At 68.6% G+C, this 20359-nt stretch carries 18 protein-coding genes; 10 read left to right on the top strand and 8 right to left on the bottom strand.

The annotated features are described in order from the left end of the window. Positions 1–28 precede the first annotated feature (28 nt). The 6 genes from AB0F44_RS11340 (at position 29) to AB0F44_RS11365 (ending at position 8995) form a co-directional block, all read left to right on the top strand. Positions 29–1894: a biotin carboxylase N-terminal domain-containing protein gene (locus AB0F44_RS11340; protein ID WP_357355412.1), complete on the top strand. Its 1866-nt coding sequence runs from the start codon at positions 29–31 to the stop codon at positions 1892–1894. Positions 1895–2000: 106 nt separating this feature from the next. Then, positions 2001–4439, top strand: coding sequence for a carboxypeptidase regulatory-like domain-containing protein (locus AB0F44_RS11345; RefSeq protein WP_357355414.1), 2439 nt, complete (start codon positions 2001–2003; stop codon positions 4437–4439). A gap of 71 nt (positions 4440–4510) precedes the next feature. Further along, positions 4511–5449 (top strand): hydroxymethylglutaryl-CoA lyase, encoded by a 939-nt coding sequence (locus tag AB0F44_RS11350; protein WP_357355416.1) that lies wholly within the window; start codon positions 4511–4513, stop codon positions 5447–5449. 100 nt (positions 5450–5549) lie between these two features. Continuing rightward, positions 5550–6659, top strand: a complete 1110-nt coding sequence (locus AB0F44_RS11355; protein WP_357355418.1) for a hypothetical protein — start codon at positions 5550–5552, stop codon at positions 6657–6659. Further along, a complete protein-coding gene (locus AB0F44_RS11360; protein WP_357355420.1) occupies positions 6659–7786 on the top strand; it encodes a hypothetical protein in 1128 nt (375 codons plus the stop codon). The genes AB0F44_RS11355 and AB0F44_RS11360 overlap by 1 nt, the downstream gene beginning before the upstream one ends. Before the next feature lie 12 nt (positions 7787–7798). Then, on the top strand, positions 7799–8995 hold the full coding sequence (locus tag AB0F44_RS11365) for a hypothetical protein (RefSeq protein WP_357355422.1): 1197 nt from the start codon (positions 7799–7801) through the stop codon (positions 8993–8995). Between the two features lie 4 nt (positions 8996–8999). Here AB0F44_RS11365 and AB0F44_RS11370 read toward each other — a convergent pair whose 3' ends face one another. Together AB0F44_RS11370 and AB0F44_RS11375 are read right to left on the bottom strand one after the other, a co-directional pair. Continuing rightward, a complete protein-coding gene (locus tag AB0F44_RS11370; protein WP_357355424.1) occupies positions 9000–9602 on the bottom strand; it encodes an AAA family ATPase in 603 nt (200 codons plus the stop codon). Positions 9603–9688: 86 nt separating this feature from the next. After that, a complete protein-coding gene (locus AB0F44_RS11375) occupies positions 9689–10387 on the bottom strand; it encodes an EcsC family protein (protein WP_357355426.1) in 699 nt (232 codons plus the stop codon). A gap of 56 nt (positions 10388–10443) precedes the next feature. On the opposite strand from AB0F44_RS11375, the gene aat reads away from it, so the two are divergent. Beyond that, positions 10444–11172 (top strand): leucyl/phenylalanyl-tRNA--protein transferase, encoded by a 729-nt coding sequence (gene aat / locus AB0F44_RS11380; protein ID WP_357355428.1) that lies wholly within the window; start codon positions 10444–10446, stop codon positions 11170–11172. On the opposite strand, the gene AB0F44_RS11385 is transcribed toward aat, so the two are convergent. Both AB0F44_RS11385 and AB0F44_RS11390 read right to left on the bottom strand, forming a co-directional pair. After that, the gene (locus tag AB0F44_RS11385) at positions 11169–11495 is read right to left on the bottom strand and encodes a rhodanese-like domain-containing protein (RefSeq protein ID WP_350662849.1); all 327 of its coding nucleotides are present in this window, start codon (positions 11493–11495) and stop codon (positions 11169–11171) included. The genes aat and AB0F44_RS11385 overlap by 4 nt on opposite strands. Positions 11496–11504: 9 nt before the next feature. Further along, entirely contained in the window at positions 11505–12368 is an 864-nt protein-coding gene (locus AB0F44_RS11390) for a DNA-formamidopyrimidine glycosylase family protein (protein ID WP_357355430.1), read from the bottom strand. A 205-nt stretch (positions 12369–12573) separates the two neighbouring features. Here AB0F44_RS11390 and AB0F44_RS11395 point away from each other — a divergent pair, with 205 nt between their 5' ends. Beyond that, the gene (locus tag AB0F44_RS11395) at positions 12574–13770 is read left to right on the top strand and encodes an ATP-binding protein (protein ID WP_357355432.1); all 1197 of its coding nucleotides are present in this window, start codon (positions 12574–12576) and stop codon (positions 13768–13770) included. A gap of 187 nt (positions 13771–13957) precedes the next feature. Further along, entirely contained in the window at positions 13958–16216 is a 2259-nt protein-coding gene (locus AB0F44_RS11400) for a choice-of-anchor J domain-containing protein (protein ID WP_357355434.1), read from the top strand. A gap of 54 nt (positions 16217–16270) precedes the next feature. Here the strand turns inward: AB0F44_RS11400 and AB0F44_RS11405 are convergent, their stop codons facing one another. The 3 genes from AB0F44_RS11405 to AB0F44_RS11415 form a co-directional block, all read right to left on the bottom strand. Then, on the bottom strand, positions 16271–16507 hold the full coding sequence (locus AB0F44_RS11405) for a hypothetical protein (protein WP_350662857.1): 237 nt from the start codon (positions 16505–16507) through the stop codon (positions 16271–16273). A gap of 160 nt (positions 16508–16667) precedes the next feature. Beyond that, entirely contained in the window at positions 16668–18122 is a 1455-nt protein-coding gene (locus AB0F44_RS11410) for an NAD(P)/FAD-dependent oxidoreductase (protein ID WP_357355437.1), read from the bottom strand. A gap of 1 nt (position 18123) precedes the next feature. After that, a complete protein-coding gene (locus AB0F44_RS11415) occupies positions 18124–18696 on the bottom strand; it encodes a hypothetical protein (protein WP_357355438.1) in 573 nt (190 codons plus the stop codon). Between the two features lie 141 nt (positions 18697–18837). Between AB0F44_RS11415 and AB0F44_RS11420 the strand changes: the two genes are divergently transcribed. Beyond that, entirely contained in the window at positions 18838–19413 is a 576-nt protein-coding gene (locus AB0F44_RS11420) for a TetR/AcrR family transcriptional regulator (RefSeq protein WP_357355440.1), read from the top strand. On the opposite strand, the gene AB0F44_RS11425 is transcribed toward AB0F44_RS11420, so the two are convergent. After that, a complete protein-coding gene (locus AB0F44_RS11425; protein WP_357355442.1) occupies positions 19406–20332 on the bottom strand; it encodes an ABC transporter substrate-binding protein in 927 nt (308 codons plus the stop codon). The two genes, AB0F44_RS11420 and AB0F44_RS11425, sit on opposite strands and share 8 nt — an antisense overlap. Between the last annotated feature and the right edge of the window lie 27 nt (positions 20333–20359).

Genomic DNA, 20359 nt, shown 5'->3' on the forward strand with positions numbered 1-20359 from the left:
GTTTGAGCCTGGGATGTTTGAGTCTTGGATGTTCGAGAGTGTTCTGGTCGCTAACCGCGGCGAGATCGCGCGACGCGTCTTCCGCACCTGTCGTGAGCTGGGGATCCGGACAGTCGCGATCTACACCGCGCTCGACGCGGACGCGCCCCACGTACGCGACGCCGACGAGGCCGTCGAGGTCGCGTCCTACCTCGACGCCGACGCGGTGGTCGCGGCCGCCGCCGAGGCGGGTGCCGAGGCCGTCCACCCGGGCTACGGGTTCCTCTCCGAGCGGGCCGAGTTCGCGCGGGCGGTGACGAAGGCCGGGCTGACCTGGGTCGGTCCGACGCCCGAGGTGATCGAGCAGATGGGCCGCAAGGACGCGGCCCGGGAGATCGCGGTCGCGGCCGGTGTACCCGTGGTTCCGCGGGGCGAGGACAGCCCCTATCCGCTGCTGGTCAAGGCCGCGGCGGGTGGTGGCGGCAAGGGCATGCGCATCGTCCGCTCGCCGGAGGAGCTGGACGAGGCCCGCGCGGCTGCGGCCCGCGAGGCGCTGAGCTCGTTCGGCGACGAGACCCTGCTGATCGAGAAGTACGTCGAGCGTGGCCGCCACATCGAGGTGCAGGTCTTCGGTGACACCCACGGCAACGTCATCCACCTCTTCGAGCGAGACTGCTCGGTCCAGCGTCGCCACCAGAAGGTGATCGAGGAGGCGCCCGCCCCGACGCTCACCGACGAACAGCGAAACCTGGTCCTGACCAGCGCCGTCGCGCTCGCCCGCCAGGTCGACTACACCGGCGCCGGGACGGTCGAGTTCCTCCTCGATGAGGCGTCCGGCGAGGCGTACTTCCTGGAGATGAACACCCGCCTCCAGGTCGAGCACCCGGTCACCGAGGAGGCGGTACGCATCGATGGCGCCGCAGCCGATCTCGTCGCGCTCCAGCTCCGGGTCGCTGCCGGTGAGCCGCTCGGCATCGCCCAGGACGACGTACGCATCGACGGCCACGCCATCGAGGTCCGGGTCTATGCGGAGGACGCCTTCGAGGGCTTCCTGCCGCAGGCCGGCCGGACCTCGATCGTGCGCTGGCCCGAGCGCGCTCGTGTGGAGCACGCTCTGGAGAGCGAGCAGGTGGTCAGCACCGCCTACGACCCGATGCTCGCCAAGATCATCGTGCGCGGCGCCGACCGTGAGGAGGCCCGTACGGCGATGGTCAAGGCGCTCGACGCGACCGCCGTCCTCGGACTGACCACCAACACCGGCTTCCTGCGCGTACTGGCCGGCTCCGACGCCTTCCGCGACGCGGAGATCGACACCGCCTGGCTCGACCGCAACGAGGTGCCCACACCCGACCCCGAGGTGCCGCGCGCGCTCGTCGCCTGGGTGAGCGCGATGCTGTCGGCGATCTCGGACACCACGACGCCGTTCCGTGCCGACGGCTGGCGCCTCGCCGGCTCCCCGGCGCCGACCGTCGTCGACCTCGACCGCAGCGTCACCGTCGACCGCCCCTCCGGCCGCGTGGATGACCACCTGGTCAGGCAGATCAGCGCGGCCGACCACGTCCTCGTGGCCATCGCCGACGGCGTACGCCACTGGGCGGCCATCAACGTCCAGCCCGGCCTCGCCGAGATCGTCCACCAAGGACACCGCTTCGACTTCTCCCCACCCGACCGCGTCGCCGGTGCCGCCGCCCACCACAGCGACGGTGCAGTCGAGGCCAAGATGCCCGGCACAGTCATCGACGTACGCGTCCAGGTCGGCGACCAGGTCGAGGAGGGCCAGGTCCTCGGGGTCATGGAGGCGATGAAGATGGAGGTCTCCCTCAAGGCCCCGTTCGCCGGCACGATCACCGTGGTCGGTGCGTCCGCGGGATCGCAGGTTCCCCTCGGCTCCGAGCTGTTCGTTGTGGAGGCTTGACGAACCTGCTGCCCCATCTGATCGAGGGGCAGAAACAGCGCGACGGCCATCGCGACGTCGGCCATAGTGATCCATGCCCCGACGGGCATCGATCAAGGGAGACGAGATGAAATCACTGAGAGCGCTCGCGGGAGCGTTGGCTGTTCTGCTCGCAGTTGGCCTGCTGACACTCTTGGGGGGCGCATCCCCAGCGGCTGCGTTGGAAGGCCAGGGGATCACCGGACGAGTGACCGACGCGGATGCAGGAGCGCCGATCGGCGGGGTCACGGTCTCTCCGTATTGCCTTCAAGGAGAGTCCGAGGGTGAGGGTTACACCTATTGGGGGCCGTGCCTCGACGACCCGGCCGACCCCACGGGCTATGTGATCACGACCACCACATCTGCCGACGGCACATATGAACTCTCGCTGCCGCCTGGCGTCTACCGATTGCTCTACGCGCATCCCGATCAGGCCTTTGTGCGTGAGTACTACGACAACGCCAAGAGTTTGGATTCGGCCACTGATGTCACAGTCGTCGACTCGTCGTCGGCAACGCGAGTCGATGTTGCATTGACCCGAGCGTCCACAATCAGCGGCAGCTTGACGGACGAGTCCGGCGCGCCTGCAGATGGCGTCAACGTGAACTTCTACAAAGCCGGACTTGCCGCGGACGGGTCGCAATCCTGGGATTGGTCGGCCGCGGAAACTACTGATGGCAATGGCGCCTACACAGCACGTGGTCTTGTTCCGGGCGACGTTTACCGCATCGAGTTCTCTGACTACTACCAGCGCTTCCTCGGTGAGTTCTACAACGATGTCGATTCCCTCGACCTCGCCGCGGACGTGGTCGCAGGCGAGTCGGGTCCGGTTGATGCCGTCCTCGCCCGTGATCCGGGAGAAAGCATCCGTGGAACGATCACCGATGATGCGGGTAATCCGGTCGCTGGCGTCGCGGTGAATGCGATTCGAACTGATTACTGGGAGCCGGTGGGTTCCACCACAAGCGGCGAGGACGGCACGTACGTCATCAGCGGCTTGGATCCCGGCGAGCACCGCATCAACTTCACGTTCAACGACCCGTACCTCTGGGCCTATCAGGGCCATCTATCCCGCGATGTGCAGGTGGTCACGGGCGCCGGCGCAGTCGCCGACCTGTCGGCGTACCTGGGCGGCCAGATCGCTGGGACGATCAAGGATGCCAATGGCCAGCCGATCGCGAACGCCATGGTCAATGCAAATTCAATGAGCGGCTCCGGAGGGGGCAGCGCACGCACCGATGAGAACGGCTACTACGCCATAGGCAGGCTCCCGGTGGGCGACTACACGATGTCGTTCTCCGCTGCTGGCTTCCGCGACGAGTGGTACCACGATCACTGGGGGGCCCCGAGCGACGACCTTGACCCCGTCCCTGTGCGAGCGGGCGAGACGACAACCGTTGACGAGGGGCTCGCTGCGGAGGTGAGCGCCACCGGCGTCGTCACGTACTCCGACGGTGGTCCGCTCGCTTCGGAGTACGTGTGGGTGGAGCGTCAGGGCGATTCAGGCTGGGAGAACTACGCCGACTATCGGACCGACGAGCAGGGTCGATACACCACCGGCGTGCTCGGCTTCGGAACCTACCGAATCAAGGTTCGGTCTCCTGACGACGGTGTCCCCACATACTCCGGCGAGTTCACCGTGACTGACGCCGCTCAGGAGATCGTCCGCGACGTGCATCTCGACTGGCAGCCCATTGCCATCGTGAACACCGAGGCTCCCGCCATCCTCGGCACCGGAACTGTCGGCCAGGAGATCCTGGTCTCCACAGGCAACTGGAGCACCTACGACCACTTGGAGATTCAGTGGTTGCGAGATGGCCAGCCGATTGGAGGCGGGTACGGGGAGATCGGCGAGACGTATCGCCTCACGGAGTCTGACGCTGGCCACGAGATCAGCGCGCGGGTGACCGCGATCCGGTGGTACGGCTACCTCGACGGGGTTGCGACGACAGAGCCTCTGGCTGTGACGCAAGGGCAGTTGACGAACTCACAGCCGCCGGCCGTGACCGGGACGACTCAGGTGGGCGAGATGCTCGGCGTCGACCCGGGTGCATGGGGCACGGACGGTGTGACCTTCGCCTATCAGTGGCTGCGCGACGGAACCGCCATCGATGGCGCCACCAACGCCACGTACGAATTGGTTCCCGGTGACTACGGACACGCGATCTCGGCGGAGGTCACCGCGAGCAAGGACACTTGGGCGTCGGGCAAGGCGGTGTCGTCGTCCGTCGACGTACAGCGCGGAGATCTCGTCCTCGCGCCATCGATCACCGGTGACGTACGTATCGGGAAGACGCTCACCGCGTCGGTGAACGCACCGGCAGGTGCCGACGTGAGCTACTCGTGGCAGGTTCGTTCGCCTGCCTCGGGGTCGAGCTCGGACACGTTCAAACAGGTCGGCACGGCTTCGAGCTTCACGCTGGCTGACCGCTACAAGAACTGCGCGCTGCGGTTGGTGGTGACGGTCTCTGCGACCGGCTACAACGACGCGGCCGCGACGGTCGACATCAGCGAGCAGCTGCGCTAACTGGTGTCAGATGGTGTCCGGGGTGCGTTTCGGCCCCGGGCACCGACACTCTCAACGGATAGGAGCCGACCATGACTGATCTCCCCGCAGTCGTACGCCATGACAACCTGCCCAGCAGGATCACGATCTACGAGGTCGGTGCGCGTGACGGCCTCCAGAACGAGAAGACGGCGATCGACACCGGCGTGAAGGCCGAGCTGATCACCCGGCTGCTCGATGCCGGGCTGAGTCCGGTGGAGGCGACGAGCTTCGTGCACCCGAAGTGGGTGCCGCAGCTGGCCGACGCGAAACAGCTCATGGAAGAGCTGGTCGACCGCCTCGGCGACGAAGCCAGAGAGCTCCCGGTGCTTGTCCCCAACGAGAAGGGGCTCGACCGGGCGCTCGAGCTGGGCCTGCGCCACATCGCGATCTTCGGCAGCGCGACGGAGACGTTCGCCAACAAGAACCTCAACCAGACCTTCGACGGCCAGTGGGCGATGTTCGAGCCGACGATGAGCCGCGCGAAGGCCCAAGGAATGACCGTCCGCGGCTATCTGTCGATGTGCTTCGGAGATCCGTGGGAGGGCCAGGTGGAGATCGCAAAGGTGGTCGAGGCGGGCAAGCGGCTCCTGGATCTCGGCGCCGACGAGCTCAGCCTCGGCGACACGATCGGCGTCGCGACGGCCGGCCACGTGAAGGCGCTGATCCAAGCGTTCGGCGACGCGGGCGTCACGACCGACCGGCTCGCACTGCACTTCCACGACACGTACGGCCAAGCGCTGGCCAACACTCTCGCCGGCCTCCAGTCCGGTGTGACGACCTACGACGCCAGCGCCGGTGGCCTGGGTGGCTGCCCCTATGCCAAGTCAGCCACCGGCAACCTGGCGACCGAGGACCTGCTCTGGATGCTCGATGGCCTGGGGATCGAGCACGGCGTCGATCTCGACAAGGTCGCCGACACGAGCAGCTGGCTCGCCGGACACCTCGGCAGGCCGAGCCCCTCGGCCGTCGTACGTGCCTTGCGGTCCTAGCTGGAGACACGCCCTAGACTGCATCCAAGAGTGACGGCCGGGTGACAAAAGACGGACCGCCGCGACAATCTCTACTAACTTGGTGCAGAATAGCGGGATCATGGCGCGCAAAGTCTTCCTCCACGTCGGCGCTCCGAAGACGGGCACGACGTACCTCCAGGACAGGTTGTTCCACAACCGGGTGTCCCTGGAGAAGCATGGCGTCTTCTACCCGGTCGGCGGCCAGCCCGACTTCTTCCGGCCTGCGCTCGACCTGATCGACCGCCCGTGGGGCGGGATGCGGAAGACCGTCCACGGCGAGTGGGACACGCTCGTCAAGCGGGTGCGCCGCGACGAGTCCGAGACGATCCTGATCAGCCACCACCTCTTCGCCGGCGCCAGGCCCGACCGCGTCGAGAAGGCGATGACCGACCTCGGCGAGGGCGGACGCACCGAAGTGCACATCGTCTACACCGCCCGCGACATCGCGCGCGTCCTGGCGGCGGAGTGGCAGGACCAGGTGCAGCGCGAGCGCAAGGTCACCTTCGCGCGCTACCTCGAGCGGATGCAGACCGCGAAGCAGTCGCGCTCGGCCGCCTGGTTCTGGCGTACGCATGGCCTGCCCGACGTGCTCAGCCGGTGGGGTCGCAACCTGCCGCCGGAGCGCGTGCACCTCGTCACCGTGCCGCACGACGGGGCGCCGAGCGAGGTGCTCTGGCGCCGGTTCTGCGAGGTCGTCGGGATCGAGGAGTCCTGGACCCCGATCGACAGCGACCGCCACAACCAGTCGCTCGGCCGTGCGGAGGCGACGCTGCTGCGCCGGCTCAACGCGCGGCTCGAGTCGCAGGAGCTCCCCCGCGAGGACTACCGCCACATGGTGACCGAGGTGATCGCCAAGCGCACCCTCGCCCATCGCGACGGTCGTGAACGGGTCACCATGCCGCCGACCGCCTTCGACTGGGCCGACCAGGTCGCGGACTCGTGGATCGAGTGGGCCGAGCTCGCCAAGGTCGACATCGCCGGCGACCTCGACGACCTCCGCCCGCAGCGACCCGACGCCGACGTCGAGTGGATCGACCCGGACGCGCCGCGCACCAAGGACGTCGCCGACGCGGCGATCGACGCCCTGGTCGCGGTCGTCGTCGAGGCCGCCCGCACCGACCCGCCCCAGCGCCCGGTCGCCTCCCGTGCTGCCAGCCTGATGCGGCGGGTCAAGGGGCGACGCTCCTGATGCCAGCCACGCCGGCACCCACGAGGGGTTGGGGTTGGGCCGCGCACCTGCGCGAGGGCGGTACGACTCCTTGGACATCCTGGTCCGAGCCCGCCACGCCCTTCACGACCGCTCACCTGCCGGGTGCCGAGATGCTCGAGCTGCTGCGGCGGCTCAACGAGACGGGCCCGTCCGACCCTGATCGGGTCGACGCTCTGCTGCGCACGAGCCCGCCCGGCCGCGGCCGCCGCGACCTGCCGCTGCTCGGGGACACCAACACGAGGACGTACGGCCCGCTGCCGGTCGATCCTGCGACGCTGTCTGAGCGTGAGCTGCTGAGGGCGGCGAGCGTGCTGCTCGCCGAGGACCTGCTCGCCACCCCGGAGACCGCGTCCCGGACGCGCCGCCGACCGTGGGCTCGCCGACCCAAGAAATCGGAGCCTGAACAGGAGAAGTTCCCCTATCGCCTGGTCGGCTCGCCATGGCTCACCCTGCCCATCCGCGAGGAGCTCGAGCGGCAGGGAAGGCTGCCCGGCGGCGACGGCTACACCGTCTACGTCCTCGGCGGACCGCTGGACGAGATCGCCGCCGGTGCGTGGAGGTTCCGCACCTTCACCAACCGGGTGAACCCCTGGCACATCTGGATCCGTGACGCCCAGTGGCGCGGTTGGCTCGGCCCCCGTGCCGACCTGCCCAGGATCGCCCGCTGGTGGGCGAGCCGGGTCGGAAAGGACCGTGTCGAGATCGTCACCGACCCCGCCCTGCTGCCCGGCCTGCTCGGCGTGGACAGCCTGCCCGGCCCCTGGTCGATCTCGGCCGAGGGCAACGAGGTCGCGCGCGTGATCGGGCAGGTTCTCAGCGTACGAACTGATCTCGAGACCCAGCGGAAGCTGCTGGTCGACCGGCTGCGACCGCGGTTGGAGAAGCTCGAACCGCTCGTTCCGGACGCCCGGGAGGTCGGCGTACCTCCGCAAAGTTTGAAATGGGTCGAAACACAGGCGCGGGCCCAACGTGATGCATTGGTCGAAGCCGGATACGCTCTCCACGGAGACCCTGACCGGCTGCTCCCTTCGGGGACGGCGACCCAGGGTCCCGACGAGTGCCGGGCGTTGGCGCTCGCGTTGTCATTGCTGGCGGGGCGTTCCTAGAGGAGTAGAACGTTGGAGACTGGGCGGCGCGTGCTGCTTCATGTCGGCACCCCCAAGACGGGCACGTCCTATCTGCAAGACGTCCTCTTCCACAACCGGGAGTCCCTTGCCGAGCAGGGAGTCCACTACTTCGCCGACCGCTTCGACGCCCACTTCCTGGCGGCCCTCGACCTGATGGACCTGCCCTGGGGCGGCATCGAGGAGGAGGCGACCGGCGCCTGGGACGCACTCGCGGAGAAGGTACGCGCCGTCGAGAACGGCACCATGATCATCTCCCACGAGATCCTGGCGAGCGCGTCCTGGCAGCAGGCCAAGCACGCACTCGACTCGCTGGGCGACTCCGAGATCCACATCATGCTCTCCGCTCGCGACCTGGCCCGCCAGATCCCGGCCGAGTGGCAGGAGAACGTCAAGCACCGCTCCGTCGTGACCTACGCCGAGTTCCTCGAGGAGATCCGCGACCCCGCCCGCGAGGGACGGATCGGATCGTGGTTCTGGGGTGTCCAGGAGCTGCCCGACATCCTCGACCGGTGGACCCAGGGCATTGCGCCCGAGCGCGTCCACCTGATCACCGTCCCGCCGCCGGGGTCGTCCTCGTCGCTGCTGTGGGAGAGGTTCTCGACCGCTTTCGGCCTCGACGACCTGACCATCGACTTCGAGGGGATCGACCGCGGCAACCCGTCCCTCGGCGTGCCCGAGGCGGCCCTGCTCCGCGAGATCAACCTTGCTGTCGTGCCCGTGCTCGAGCCGGCGGACTACCGGCCTTTCGTACGCGAGTTCCTGGCCCACCGCACGCTGGCCAAGCGCCGCGACTCCGCGCGCCTGGCGCTCTCCCCCTCGATCCTGCCGTGGGTCGAGTCGCTCTCCGAGAGCTGGGTCAAGGCGCTGACGGGACGTGGCTACGACGTGGTCGGTGGACTGGAGGAGCTGCTGGTCCCCGCTGACCTGGCGGGCAAGCCGTTCATCGACCCGGACACCATCTCCTCGCGCGAGGTCCTCGATGCCGGCGTCGCCACCATCGACGCGCTTCTCCAGGAGGCCATCCGGCTGCGCAAGTCCGAGGCCCGGCTGGAGGACGAGGTTGGTGAGCTGCGCGCCGAGCTGGAGCACACCCGGTCGCTGGTGCCGAAGCAGCGTGCCCGAGAGGGTCTCGAGCGTCGCTGGTGGGGCCGGGCGGTCCTGAAGGTCTACCGCCTCATCCGCCGCTAGCTCGTCAGAGGATCGCCTCGAGCCGTCCCGCGGCGCGGGCACGGTCGAAGACGTGGACCTTGTCCCAGGAGCCGTCGGCGTCGCCGAAGGTCGCCGCGGTCAGGAGCCGCGGCTGGTCGTCGGTCCAGCGGTCCCAGTGACGCTCGAAGGCATCCGTGCGGACCAGCCGCCCGCGCTCGTACTGGCCGTCGATCGCAGCGACGCGCGGCACGTCGATCATGACCAGCGACGTACGCCAGCCGCGGGCGTGCGCGATCCGCCCGAGCAGCTCCCGCCGGCCGGGCCGGGTGGCCGGGTCGTGGACGAGGAGCGTGGGACGATTCGGGGTCGGGCCGAGCAGCACGAGGACCAGGGTCGCGAGCGCGTGCCACAGGTGCACCAGCGGCCGGTAGAGGCTGTAGGGCACCTCCGGCAACCGTGCCGCGAGCCAGCGCCCCGGGGTCTCCGAGTCGAGGGTGCGTACCTCGGGACGCCGACCGGCCACGTCGCGGATCAGCGTGCTCTTCCCGGCGCCGGGTACGCCGCCCAGGAGGAGCAGGTGAGCTCTCTCCTCGGCCCCTTCAGCGCGGGGTGGGCTGATGGGGGCGTACGTCGAGTCGAGGGTCATCTGCTGCTCCTCCCAAGCGGACACCAACAGTGTGGAGTTCCGTGCTCTGAGGAACGTTGGAAGGACCTGTGAAGTTCCTGTGAGCCTCAGCGGTTGTCGGGGTGACGCGGCAGCAGCTCGCGCGAGGCGTAGCGACCGATCTGGTAGGTCATCCACCCGTCGGCCCCCGCGCCGACGACACCGCCGACCAGCGGGATCCGCTTGGCGGCCATGGAGATCATGCCCCTCCCGGTGACCCGACTGAGCAGCTCCTGGGCCACCTCCGAGGCGACGATGGCATCGATCGCGCGGTCGTAGGTCGGAGCGGTCGCTATGGCCATCGGCGGGGCGGGGATCTTCTTCTCCTGAATCTGCTTGCCGACCTTCTCCTCGCTCAGGAGGGTGAGCAGGATGGCGTTACGCACCCGGGGATCGGTCAGGTCGTAGCCACGAAGGTGCGCGATCGCGGCCACCATGCGGCACTGGATGATCGCCATCCCGGTGATGTTGGCGGGGAGGGTGATGGCCGTGGTGACGACACCGCCGATGTTGGTCGCGAAGCCGCCCACGCCGGCCAGTCGCACGTGGTTGTCGATGACGTGCTTCACCGCGAGCTCGACGTCGTTGTCGTGGTCCTTGAGGTGCTTCTCGGCAGCCGCGGCCGCACCCGGGAGCGGCCCGACACCGACGATGGCATGGTGCAGCGACTGCCTGACCACGGTGGTGGTCACGCCGGGAGCGGACTCGATGACCTTGGGTGCGAGCCGGCCAGCCGCACTGGTGAGCACTGCCTTGGGACCGATCATGAGGCAAATCTTAAGTGTGTGGTGGTTGGGGCCGCGCGGGGCGATAACGTTTCGTCGTGGCGAATCTTGGGGGACCGATCGAACCCGAGCCCTCGCCGTGGGCCTTTGCCGACCTCCGGGACCCGGGCGCGGGCCATGGCGGGGCTGAGCTGGACGACCTGGTGGGCATGGGCGCGGACGTCGCGCCCGGGACACTCCTGGCTGCGTACCGGCACGGGATCTTCCCGATGCCCGGGGAGTCCCAGCGTGATCCGATGATGTGGTTCTCGCCGGTCAGGCGCGGCATACTTCCGCTGGACGGGCTCGTCGTCTCGCGGTCCTTGCGCAGGTCGGTGCGGGACTTCGAGGTCAGGATCGACACCAGCTTCGACGAGGTCGTGGCCTCGTGCGCCGACCCGCGCCGGCCCCACGGCTGGATCGACAAGCGGATCCGCCGGGCGTACGGCAACCTGCACGAGCTGGGCTGGGCGCACTCGGTCGAGGCCTGGCAGGACGACCGCCTGGTCGGCGGGCTCTACGGGGTCGCCATCGGCGGTCTCTTCGCCGGGGAATCGATGTTCCACCGGGTCCGCGACGCGTCCAAGGTCGCCCTCGTCGGGCTGGTCTCGGCGCTGCGCGAGGCGGGTTCGATCGACCAGCGGATCCTGGACGTGCAGTGGCGCACCGACCATCTGGCCTCGCTCGGCGTCGTCGAGATGGGTCGCAACGACTACCTCGACCGCCTGGAGAAGGCGCTCGGGCTTCCGCTCCCGGAGGCGTTCGGCGGTCCTCCGCCAGAGTCCTAGAGGACGTACGCCTCGGCGCCGGTCTCGCTGACCATCGGCCGCCCGGCGGCGGCCCAATCGAGCATCCCGCCGGCGAGGTTGACGACCTCGAAACCCTGCTGGGCGAGGTAGTTGACCGCCTGGGCGCTGCGTCCGCCGACCTTGCAGACCACCAGGGTCTGACCCTCGGGAAGGTCACCGAGGCGCGCCGGGAGCTCCTGGAGCGGGATGTGGGTCGCGCCCTCGATGTGGCCGGCGGCCCACTCGTCGGCCTCGCGGACGTCCAGGACTGCCACGGGCAGGGGATCGGGCACTCCGGCGATCTCGACGGTGGGGATGGTCACCCGTCAAGCCTACTTGAGAAGCCGAGACATCCGGCGATCGGCAAGCGGCTTCCCGCCGGTCTGGCAGGTGGGGCAGTACTGCAGGCTCGAGTCGGCGAAACTGACCTCGAGGACCGTGTCTCCGCAGACCGGGCACTTCTTGCCGGCCTTGCCGTGCACGGCGAGGTTGGACTTCTTCTCGCCCTTCAGCTCGCTCATCGCCAGGCCGGAGTCGCGCTCGACGGCCTCCTTGAGGGTCGTCCGCAGCGCGTTGTAGAGGCTCTCCGACTCCTCCTCGGTCATCTCGGCGGGCTTGAACGGCGACATCTTCGCCGCCCACAGGATCTCGTCGGAGTAGGCGTTGCCGATGCCCGCGATGATCGACTGCATCCGCAGCACGCCCTTGATCTGCTTGCGGCCCTGACCTGCGAGGATCTCGCGGAAGCGGGTGAGCGTGAAGTCGTCGGCGAGCGGGTCGGGACCCAGCGAGGCGACGCCCGGGACGTCCTGCGGGTCGTGGACGACGTAGAGCGCCAGGCGCTTCTTGGTGCCGCCCTCGGTGATGTCCAGCCCGGTGTCGTCGTCGAGCACGACCCGGATCGCCAGCCCCGACTTCGATCCCGGGCGAGGCGGTGCAGCCGGGATCTCGTCACGCCACCTGATCCAGCCGCCGCGGGCCAGGTGCAGCACGAGATGGACGCCGCTCGCCTCGATGTCGATGAACTTGCCGTGGCGGGTCACGTTGTCGACGAGCGTGCCCTCGACCGCGCTCAGCGGCGGATCGTACGTCTTCAGGGCGCTGAACTGCGCGACGTGCACCTTCGTGATCGCACGGCCGTCGAGGCGCCCGCGCAGGTCCTCGGCGAGCGCTTCCACCTCGGGGAGTTCCGGCATGTCCGCGAGTCTAGATCGTCAGGCTTGCGCGGAGGGTGGAAATCCCGCTACGATCGAACACACGTTCGACGCTAGCGGTCGATATGAGCATCTTCGCCTTTCTAGGATCGATCCTAGAAAGGCGTATAGAGACCTACGCTCGTGAAAGATGTGGATCGCTAGCGAAATCTAAGACGCGTCCTAGAGATGTGGATATCGTCTGATCATGGACCCCATCCGCAATCCGTACGCTCCCGGCGCCGGTCAGCGGCCCCCCGAGCTCGCAGGTCGTAACGAGCAGCTCGGGCAGTTCGACGTGGTGCTGGAGCGGGTGGCGCGCGGTCGCCCGGAGCGGTCGCTGGTGCTGACCGGGCTCCGTGGGGTCGGCAAGACCGTCCTGCTCAACACGCTGCGGTCGGCGGCGGTCCGCAAGGGCTGGGGCACCGGGAAGATGGAGGCGCGCCCCGACCAGTCGCTGCGCCGGCCGCTGTCGAGCGCCCTGCACCAGGCGGTGCGCGAGCTGGGTCATCCGAGCTCCGACGACGTCGACCACGTGCTCGGCGTGATCCGCTCCTTCGCCCAGCGGGAGGCCGGTCCCAACGCCAAGCTGCGCGAGCAGTGGTCGCCGGGCATCGAAGCTCCGGCAGTGCGGGGCCGGGCCGACTCCGGTGACATAGAGATCGACCTGGTCGAGCTGCTCACCGACGTCGGCGGGCTCGCCGCCGACGTGGGCAAGGGCGTCGGCGTCTTCATCGACGAGATGCAGGACCTCGGCCCCGACGACGTCTCGGCGATGTGTGCCGCCTGCCACGAGATCAGCCAGTCGGGACTGCCGGTGATCGTCGTCGGCGCCGGCCTCCCGCACCTGCCGGCCGTGCTCTCGGCGAGCAAGTCCTACTCCGAGCGGCTCTTCTCCTACCAGCGCATCGACCGTCTCCAGCGCGACGCCGCCGACCGCGCCCTCGCCGCTCCCGCGGGTGAGGAGGAGGCCGAGTTCGAAGCTGCCGCCCTCGCGGAGATGTACGCCGCCACCGGCGGTTATCCCTACTTCATCCAGGCCTACGGCAAGACCGTGTGGGACCAGGCGCCCCGCTCGCCGATCACCCGGGAGGACGTGAAGGTCGCAGCCCCTGAGGCCGAGCGCGAGTTGGCGGTCGGGTTCTTCGGCTCACGCTACGAGCGCGCCACCCCCGCGGAGCGGGACTACCTGCGGGCGATGGCCGACGCCGCAGTCGAGCTCGGCGCCGACGACATCGGCACCGTCGCCACCGCCGACGTCGCCGCCTTCCTCAACAAGAAGCCGCAGTCGCTCTCCCCGGCGCGTGACGCGCTGATGAAGAAGGGCCTGATCTACTCCGGCGAGCGCGGCCGGATCGCCTTCACGGTCCCTCATTTCGGCCGCTACTTACGCCAACAGGGGTAATTCGGCGTCAGCTCCGCAAACAGGGCGTAATTCCCTCTTCCCTTGGCGTAGGCACGGTGCTTGACTTTGGCGGTGGCCAGTGACGTACATCACATCGGCCGCATTCCCGCAGCGAGCTCGGGCGCAGCACGAACGAGTGGAGGGAGAACCACGCATGCGTGGTTGGAAGAGAACGCGACTCCTCACCATGGGAGCCGCAGGAGCGCTCGTCCTCGGCCTGACGCTGCCCGGCGCACCCGCCGGTAGTGCACCTCCGGCGGACGATGATCGAGGTCGGGCCGCCAAGGAGCTCAAGGAGACCGGGTCGGACTACAACAACGGCAAGCGTCTCGGCGTCGAGCGGCACCGGGGCGATCTGGCCGGTAAGCAGGCACCCAAGGGTCCCGCGAAGGTCGGCCAGAGCCGCACCTGGCTGGGGCTCGACGACGCCCAGGGAAGCATCTACCTCAAGGACTACACACTGCGTGGCGTCGGCGACAACATCGAGGTGTGGGTCGCCGACGACCGGGCGTTCCCGGACGGTGACTGCCGCAACGCCCTCGGCCTGACCGAGGTCACCGACGCCCAGGTCTCGAACTTCATCTCGGAGTTCGACAACACCATCTACCCGATCGAGTCGGAGGAGTTCTCGGTGCCACCCGATCGGGACGGCAAGCAGGCCACCCTGCCGGGGCTGATCCCGAACCTGCCCTCCTCGGAGTACAAGGGCGACGGCGACAACATCGTGGTCCTGGTCGACAACGTCCGGGACGCCAACTTCTACGAGCCCGCCACTCCTGACGGGCAGACCTACATCGCGGGCTTCTTCTACTCGGTCTTCAACGAGTACTTCGACCGCAACGTGATGAGCATCGATGTCTTCGACTGGCTGCACCGCACCGGCACCAACCCGCCGGACGACCGCACCGATCCTGCGTACGTCGCCTGCAACGAGGAGCTGAACAGCGCTCCCGGACGGTTGGTCGGAGCACCTCGGCCGCTGCTGTACGAGGGCACCTTCGCGCACGAGTACCAGCACCTGCTGGAGTACTACGAGGACACCGACGAGGTCTCCTGGATCAACGAGGGTCTCTCCGACTACGCCCAGACCCTGGTCGGCTACGTCGACCCGAGCATCCCACCTGACGACCCCGACGCCGACTCGCACCTGGCGTGCTTCATGGGCTATCTCGATCCGGCGTTCGGTGGCTCGGAGAACTCGCTGACCGGCTGGGGCGACCAGGGCGGGCCGGAGACGCTGTGCGACTACGGCGCGGTCTACTCCTTCACGGAGTACCTGGCCAGCCGTTACGGTCCGGAGTTCCTCAGCGTGCTGCACCGTGAGGATGCGGGCGGACTTGAAGGGCTCCAGGTCGTGCTGGACCAGTTCGGCGCGGGAGTCTCCGCCCAGCAGACGATCCACGACTGGGCCGCCATGGTGGCTCTCGACGCGGCACTGGACGCCAACGGCGGCAACCTGAACGGCGGTGACGCGGCGACCTTCCAGGCCGACTCGCTGTCCGCGAAGATCAACTGGGACAACCCCGAGGCGTGGAACGAGAACGGCGCACCGCCGAACGGCTCGGACTACGTACGCCTGCGCGACGGTGCCGGGGCCTACCTCTCCGCGGGCGAGATCGAGTCGCTCAGCTTTGACGGGGCGTCGGCGTTGGAGCCCAAGCCGGTCGAGTGGACGGTCGACAACACCCCGCCGGACGCCACGACGGCCGACAGCAGCTGTGGTTCGCCGCCTGCCGACGGCACCGGAGCGGCGGCGCTCTACGCCGGTTGTGGGCCGAACCTCGACCGGTCGGTCGTGCGAGCGGTCGACGTGCCGGCAGGCGGGGCGTCGCTGACCTTCGACGCTTTGTGGGACGCCGAGGTCGGCTGGGACTTCGGCTACGTCCAGGTCTCCACCGATGGTGGTGAGACCTGGCAGAGCCTGGCCACCGCCGACACGACCAGCGAGCACGACCCGGGTGCCATCCCGACCGTGGTCGACAACCTGCCCGGCTTCTCCGGCGACTCCGGAGGGTGGCGGCAGCAGAGTGCCGACCTGTCGGCGTACGGCGGGCAGAGCGTGCTGGTGGCGTTCCGCTACATCACCGACTCCGGGGTCGATGAGGCTGGCTTCTGGGTGCGTGACATCGCCGTCGGCGGCACCGCGCTGCCTAGCGACACCCTGGCCGGCTGGCAGTCGATGTCGCAGGTCAACCCGACTCCGGTCGAAGGCTGGACGGTCCAGCTGGTGGCGTACGGCCCGGCGGGCTCGCCCGCATGGGTGCACACGCTCGCGCTGGACGAGTCGTTCGACGGCACCCTCAGTGGTGCCGCGCTCGACGCCGCGATCGGTGCTACCGCCGAGACCGTGGCGGCGATCGTGATGTTCGACGATCCGACGGAGAGCGTGTCCGACCCGGCGCGCTACACCCTGACGGTCGACGGGGTCACTCAGCCGGGCGGCTGACCGCCCAGCTGATGAGCGGGCCGCGGCCGTCGGAGGAGGGCCGCGGCCCGTACGTCAGCTCTTCTTCTTGGCGGTCGCTTTGCCGCCTTTGCTACCCGCCTTCTTCTTCTGGGCGGTGGTGCCGCCCTGGCTACCGTCGTTGTTCTTCTTTCCGCTGCCGCTCGTCTTGCCGCCCTTCTTGGAGGCGTCAGGAGTGTTGGCGATCTTGGCGGCGCGCTGCTTGGACATCCCCTTGTCCTTGAGCGCCTCATACTGCTCTTCGTTCTTCACGTTGGCGGACTTGCTGGGCATGGCTCCTCCATCGTCCGTGGTCTGCCAACGGCGGTACCCGCGGTTTCGGACGGCATGCACGTCCCGGGGATGACCCCGGACTAGGTCGACGTCGAGTAGAGCCGGACGCCAGCCGGTGAGGCTCTCCGGCACGCGAGTGCGGGGGCTGGAGTTCTCGTCACTACCGATCGCGTCCCGCCGTCTCGAGCAGGCGCAGCCAGATCTCGCTGATGGTCGGGTAGGCGGGAACCGCGTGCCAGAGGCGGTCCAGCGGGACCTCGCCGACGACGGCGATCGTGGCCGCGTGCAGGAGCTCGGAGATGTCCGGGCCGACCGCGGTGAAGCCGACCAGGGTCTTGCGCTGCTCGTCGATGACCATCCGCGCTTGGCCGCGGTAGCCGTCCGCGTGCAGCGATGCTCCGGCGATCGAGCCGAGGTCGTAGTCGACGACGCCGACCTCGATGCCGGCCGCCTCGGCCGATTCGGCGGTGTGTCCTACGGCGACGACCTCGGGGTCGGTGAAGATCACCTGGGTGGTGGCGCGCTCGTCGGCGGTGGCGGCGTGACGCCCCCAGGCGCTCAGGTCGGGCTCCTCGCCGCGAGCGCGTGCCGCGATCAGATCGCCGACCGCGCGGGCCTGGTACTTCCCGTGGTGGGTCAGCAGCGCTCGATGGTTGACGTCACCCGCGGCATAGAGCCAGCCGTCCTCGAGCTGCCCGCTGTCGTCGATCACGGCCAGGGCGTCGTCGACCTTCAGCCAGCTGCCCGGCTCGAGACCGACGTGCTCGAGCCCGAGGTCCTTGGTGTTGGGAACCCGACCGGTGGCCACGAGGATCTCGTCTGCGGTCACCTCGGTGCCGTCGGAGAGGGTCACCCGCACCTCGCCGCCATCATCACGCCGAGCCTCGGTCGCGCCGGTGTCCAGGTGAATCGTGACTCCGTACGTCCGGAGCGCCTCGGCCACGTGCTCACCCGCGAACTTCTCGACGCTCGGGAGGAGCCGGGTGCGGGAGATCAGGGTCACCTGCGACCCGAGGGCGCTGAAGGCGGTCGCCATCTCGGCGCCGACCACCCCGCCGCCGATGATCGCCAGGCGAGCCGGGACGGACTGGGCGCCGGCGGCCTCACGGTTCGTCCACGGCTTGGCCTCCTCCAGTCCGGGGATCGGCGGGATCAGGGAGGAGCTGCCGGTGGAGACGACCACGGCGTGGCGTGCCTGAAGGCTCGTCGTCGTGCCGTCGTCGGCGGTGACCGTGACCGAGCGGGTGCCGGTGATGCGCCCGTGGCCGCGGACCAGGGTGATCCCGGCACCGGTCAGCCACTCGACCTGGCCGGTGTCCTTCCAGTGGGACGCGAACTCGTCGCGCCGGGCGAACACGGCGGCGGGATCGAGCGTGCCCGTGACCGCGTGGCCGGCGGCCGGGAGCGCTCGGGCGGCACGCAGCGCCGCCGCGTCCCGAAGCAGGGCCTTCGTCGGCATGCACGCCCAGTAGGAGCACTCCCCACCGACGAGCTCGCGCTCGACGAGCGCTGCGGTCAGGCCGCCCTGGACGACGCGGTCGGCGACGTTCTCGCCGGTCGGACCGCCGCCGATGATGATGACGTCGACGGTCAGGTCCTGGCTGGTGCTCGTCATGTCAGTTGACCTTACCCGCGCGCTGGCGCAGTCGGAGGGCAGAAATCAGGAAGAAGATGCCGCCCAATGTCGCGTAGCCCGCGAGGCCGGTGAGCGACGCCTTCGGGCCGGCGGCCATCAGGATGAAGCCGGTTCCGGCGAAGGTCGAGATCCCGCCGCTGAGGATCATCGCCCACTGGCCACCGAGTCGGTAGCGCCTCACCGCGACGAACAGCTGGACCAGCCCGGCGGTGATCGCCCAGGCGCCCCACACCCGCAGGATGCCCGGGATCCCCGAGGTTGCGGCGACGGCGACGCCGACAGCGGTGAGCAGGCTGAGCGCCATGTTGACGTAGAGCAGGACGCGTGGGCCGTTGGCGCCTGAGGTGCGGTGGTCGACCACGGCGGCCACCACGTCGAACAGCGGGTAGATCACCAGCAGCGCGATGCTCGCGGCGTTGAGCGTCGTGGCGGTGAGGGCGACGAGTACGGCCCAGACGATCGCGAACCCGAAGCGGAAGAAGTAGAGCTTCGGCAGTACGCGGGGCGGGGCGCTCAGTGTGCCGGAATGACCGGTCTCGACGGAGGTGGACATCAGATCCCTTTCATGGATCAAGCTGGGAGACAGAACGATCGTTCTACCTGGATCGAGAGTCTGCACCAGCCGCTCTGCAAATGCAAGACCGATCGTTCTGTCTGCTACCTTCGAGACAACGAGAACGAGAGGAAGTGACAGATGTCTGAGGCCCGGGACCGACTGCTCAGCACGGCGAGTCGGCTCTTCTACACCGAGGGTCTGCACTCGGTCGGAGTGGATCGCGTGATCGCCGAAGCGCAGGTCACGCGGGCAACGCTCTATCGGCATTTCCGGAGCAAGGACGACCTCGTCGTGGCGTACCTGACGCAGGCCGACGAGGCGATCCGGGCGCGCGTCGATGCCGCCCAATCAGAGGTCGACGACCCCGACGAGCTCATCCGCACCGTCGGCCGCTCGATCGCTGCGGACATCCAGAGCGAGGGGTTCCGAGGTTGCGCGTTCCTCAACGCCGCGGCCGAATATCCGGACCCGGAACACGTGGTCCATCAGGCGGTGCTGGAGCACCGGCAGTGGTTCCTGGCCACGATGACCGAGCTCTTCGCGGCGACGGGGAAGCCTGATTCGGAGTTCGCCGGCCGCCACTTCGTCATGTTGCGAGACGGTGCGATGGCGGCCGGCTGTCTGACCGATCCCGCCCCGGTCGGGGAGACGTTCCTACGAGGGCTCGAGGGACTTCTGACCTACCGGAGCGGGCTGGGCTCAGCGCTCAGCTGACGCCGTTCTCGGCGAGGAACTCCTTGGCGACCGTGGCCGGGGCGGCCTTGTCGACCTGGACCTTGGCGAGCGCCTCGGTGAGGTTGGCGGTGGTCAGCGCCTCGGAGACCGAGTTGAGCGCGGTCTCGGCGTCGCTGCTGAGCGCCTCGGAGCGGATCAGCGGGACGACGTTCTGGGAGAGGAAGAGGTTCTCCGGGTCCTCCAGGCTGACCCAGCCGTTGGTGGGGATCGCCGAGTCGGTAGAGAAGACGTTGGCGACGTCGATGTCGCCCTTCGCCAGCGCGCTGGTCGTCAGCGGGCCGCCGGCGTCGAGCGGCTTGAACTCCTTGAACGTGACTCCGTAGACCTCCTCGAGACCGACCAGGCCCTGGTGGCGCTCCTTGAACTCCGGGGCACCGCCGAGCGAGAGGTCCTTCGCGACCGGAGCCAGGTCCTCGATGCTCTTCAGGGAGTACTTGTCGGCCGTCTCCTTGGAGACGGTGAGAGTGTCCTTGTCCTCCGCCTCCGACTGCGGCAGGGTCTCGCTGCCCTCGGGCAGTACGTCCTGGAGCGCCTCGTAGACGTCCTCGGGGGCCGAGACGTCTTCCGGGACGCCGTCCGGCTTCAGGTAGGCGAGCAGGGCGCCGTTGTACTCCGGCAGCAGGTCGATGTCGCCGCTCTTGAAGGCCTCCATGTAGACCTCGCGGGACCCGATGTTGGGCTTGGTCTCGACCTTGACGCCCTCGGCCTCGAGAGCCTGGGCGTACATCTCCATGAGCAGCTCGCTCTCGGGGAAGTTGGCCGAGCCGACGACGATCGTGCCGCCGCCCGAGTCGGAGTCCGATCCCGAGTCGAGCGGGTCACCGCCGCAGGCGGTGAGGGTGCCTGCCACGGCGAGCGTCGCGAACAGGTACGCGGTGGTGCGGATTCGGCGGGACATTGAGATACCTCTCGGGTTGCTGGATTG

Origin of the sequence: Nocardioides sp. NPDC023903 (genome assembly GCF_040639295.1) — a bacterium.
GTDB lineage: Bacteria > Actinomycetota > Actinomycetes > Propionibacteriales > Nocardioidaceae > Nocardioides.

Excerpts from the sequence above, each read along its gene's own strand:
- AB0F44_RS11340 (WP_357355412.1), top strand. The coding sequence starts at position 29 with ATGTTCGAGAGTGTTCTGGTCGCTAACCGCGGCGAGATCGCGCGACGC.
- AB0F44_RS11345 (WP_357355414.1), top strand. The coding sequence starts at position 2,001 with ATGAAATCACTGAGAGCGCTCGCGGGAGCGTTGGCTGTTCTGCTCGCA.
- AB0F44_RS11350 (WP_357355416.1), top strand. The coding sequence starts at position 4,511 with ATGACTGATCTCCCCGCAGTCGTACGCCATGACAACCTGCCCAGCAGG.
- AB0F44_RS11355 (WP_357355418.1), top strand. The coding sequence starts at position 5,550 with ATGGCGCGCAAAGTCTTCCTCCACGTCGGCGCTCCGAAGACGGGCACG.
- AB0F44_RS11360 (WP_357355420.1), top strand. The coding sequence starts at position 6,659 with ATGCCAGCCACGCCGGCACCCACGAGGGGTTGGGGTTGGGCCGCGCAC.
- AB0F44_RS11370 (WP_357355424.1), bottom strand. The coding sequence starts at position 9,602 with ATGACCCTCGACTCGACGTACGCCCCCATCAGCCCACCCCGCGCTGAA.
- AB0F44_RS11375 (WP_357355426.1), bottom strand. The coding sequence starts at position 10,387 with ATGATCGGTCCCAAGGCAGTGCTCACCAGTGCGGCTGGCCGGCTCGCA.
- AB0F44_RS11390 (WP_357355430.1), bottom strand. The coding sequence starts at position 12,368 with ATGCCGGAACTCCCCGAGGTGGAAGCGCTCGCCGAGGACCTGCGCGGG.
- AB0F44_RS11395 (WP_357355432.1), top strand. The coding sequence starts at position 12,574 with ATGGACCCCATCCGCAATCCGTACGCTCCCGGCGCCGGTCAGCGGCCC.
- AB0F44_RS11400 (WP_357355434.1), top strand. The coding sequence starts at position 13,958 with ATGGGAGCCGCAGGAGCGCTCGTCCTCGGCCTGACGCTGCCCGGCGCA.
- AB0F44_RS11405 (WP_350662857.1), bottom strand. The coding sequence starts at position 16,507 with ATGCCCAGCAAGTCCGCCAACGTGAAGAACGAAGAGCAGTATGAGGCG.
- AB0F44_RS11410 (WP_357355437.1), bottom strand. The coding sequence starts at position 18,122 with ATGACGAGCACCAGCCAGGACCTGACCGTCGACGTCATCATCATCGGC.
- AB0F44_RS11415 (WP_357355438.1), bottom strand. The coding sequence starts at position 18,696 with ATGTCCACCTCCGTCGAGACCGGTCATTCCGGCACACTGAGCGCCCCG.
- AB0F44_RS11420 (WP_357355440.1), top strand. The coding sequence starts at position 18,838 with ATGTCTGAGGCCCGGGACCGACTGCTCAGCACGGCGAGTCGGCTCTTC.
- AB0F44_RS11425 (WP_357355442.1), bottom strand. The coding sequence starts at position 20,332 with ATGTCCCGCCGAATCCGCACCACCGCGTACCTGTTCGCGACGCTCGCC.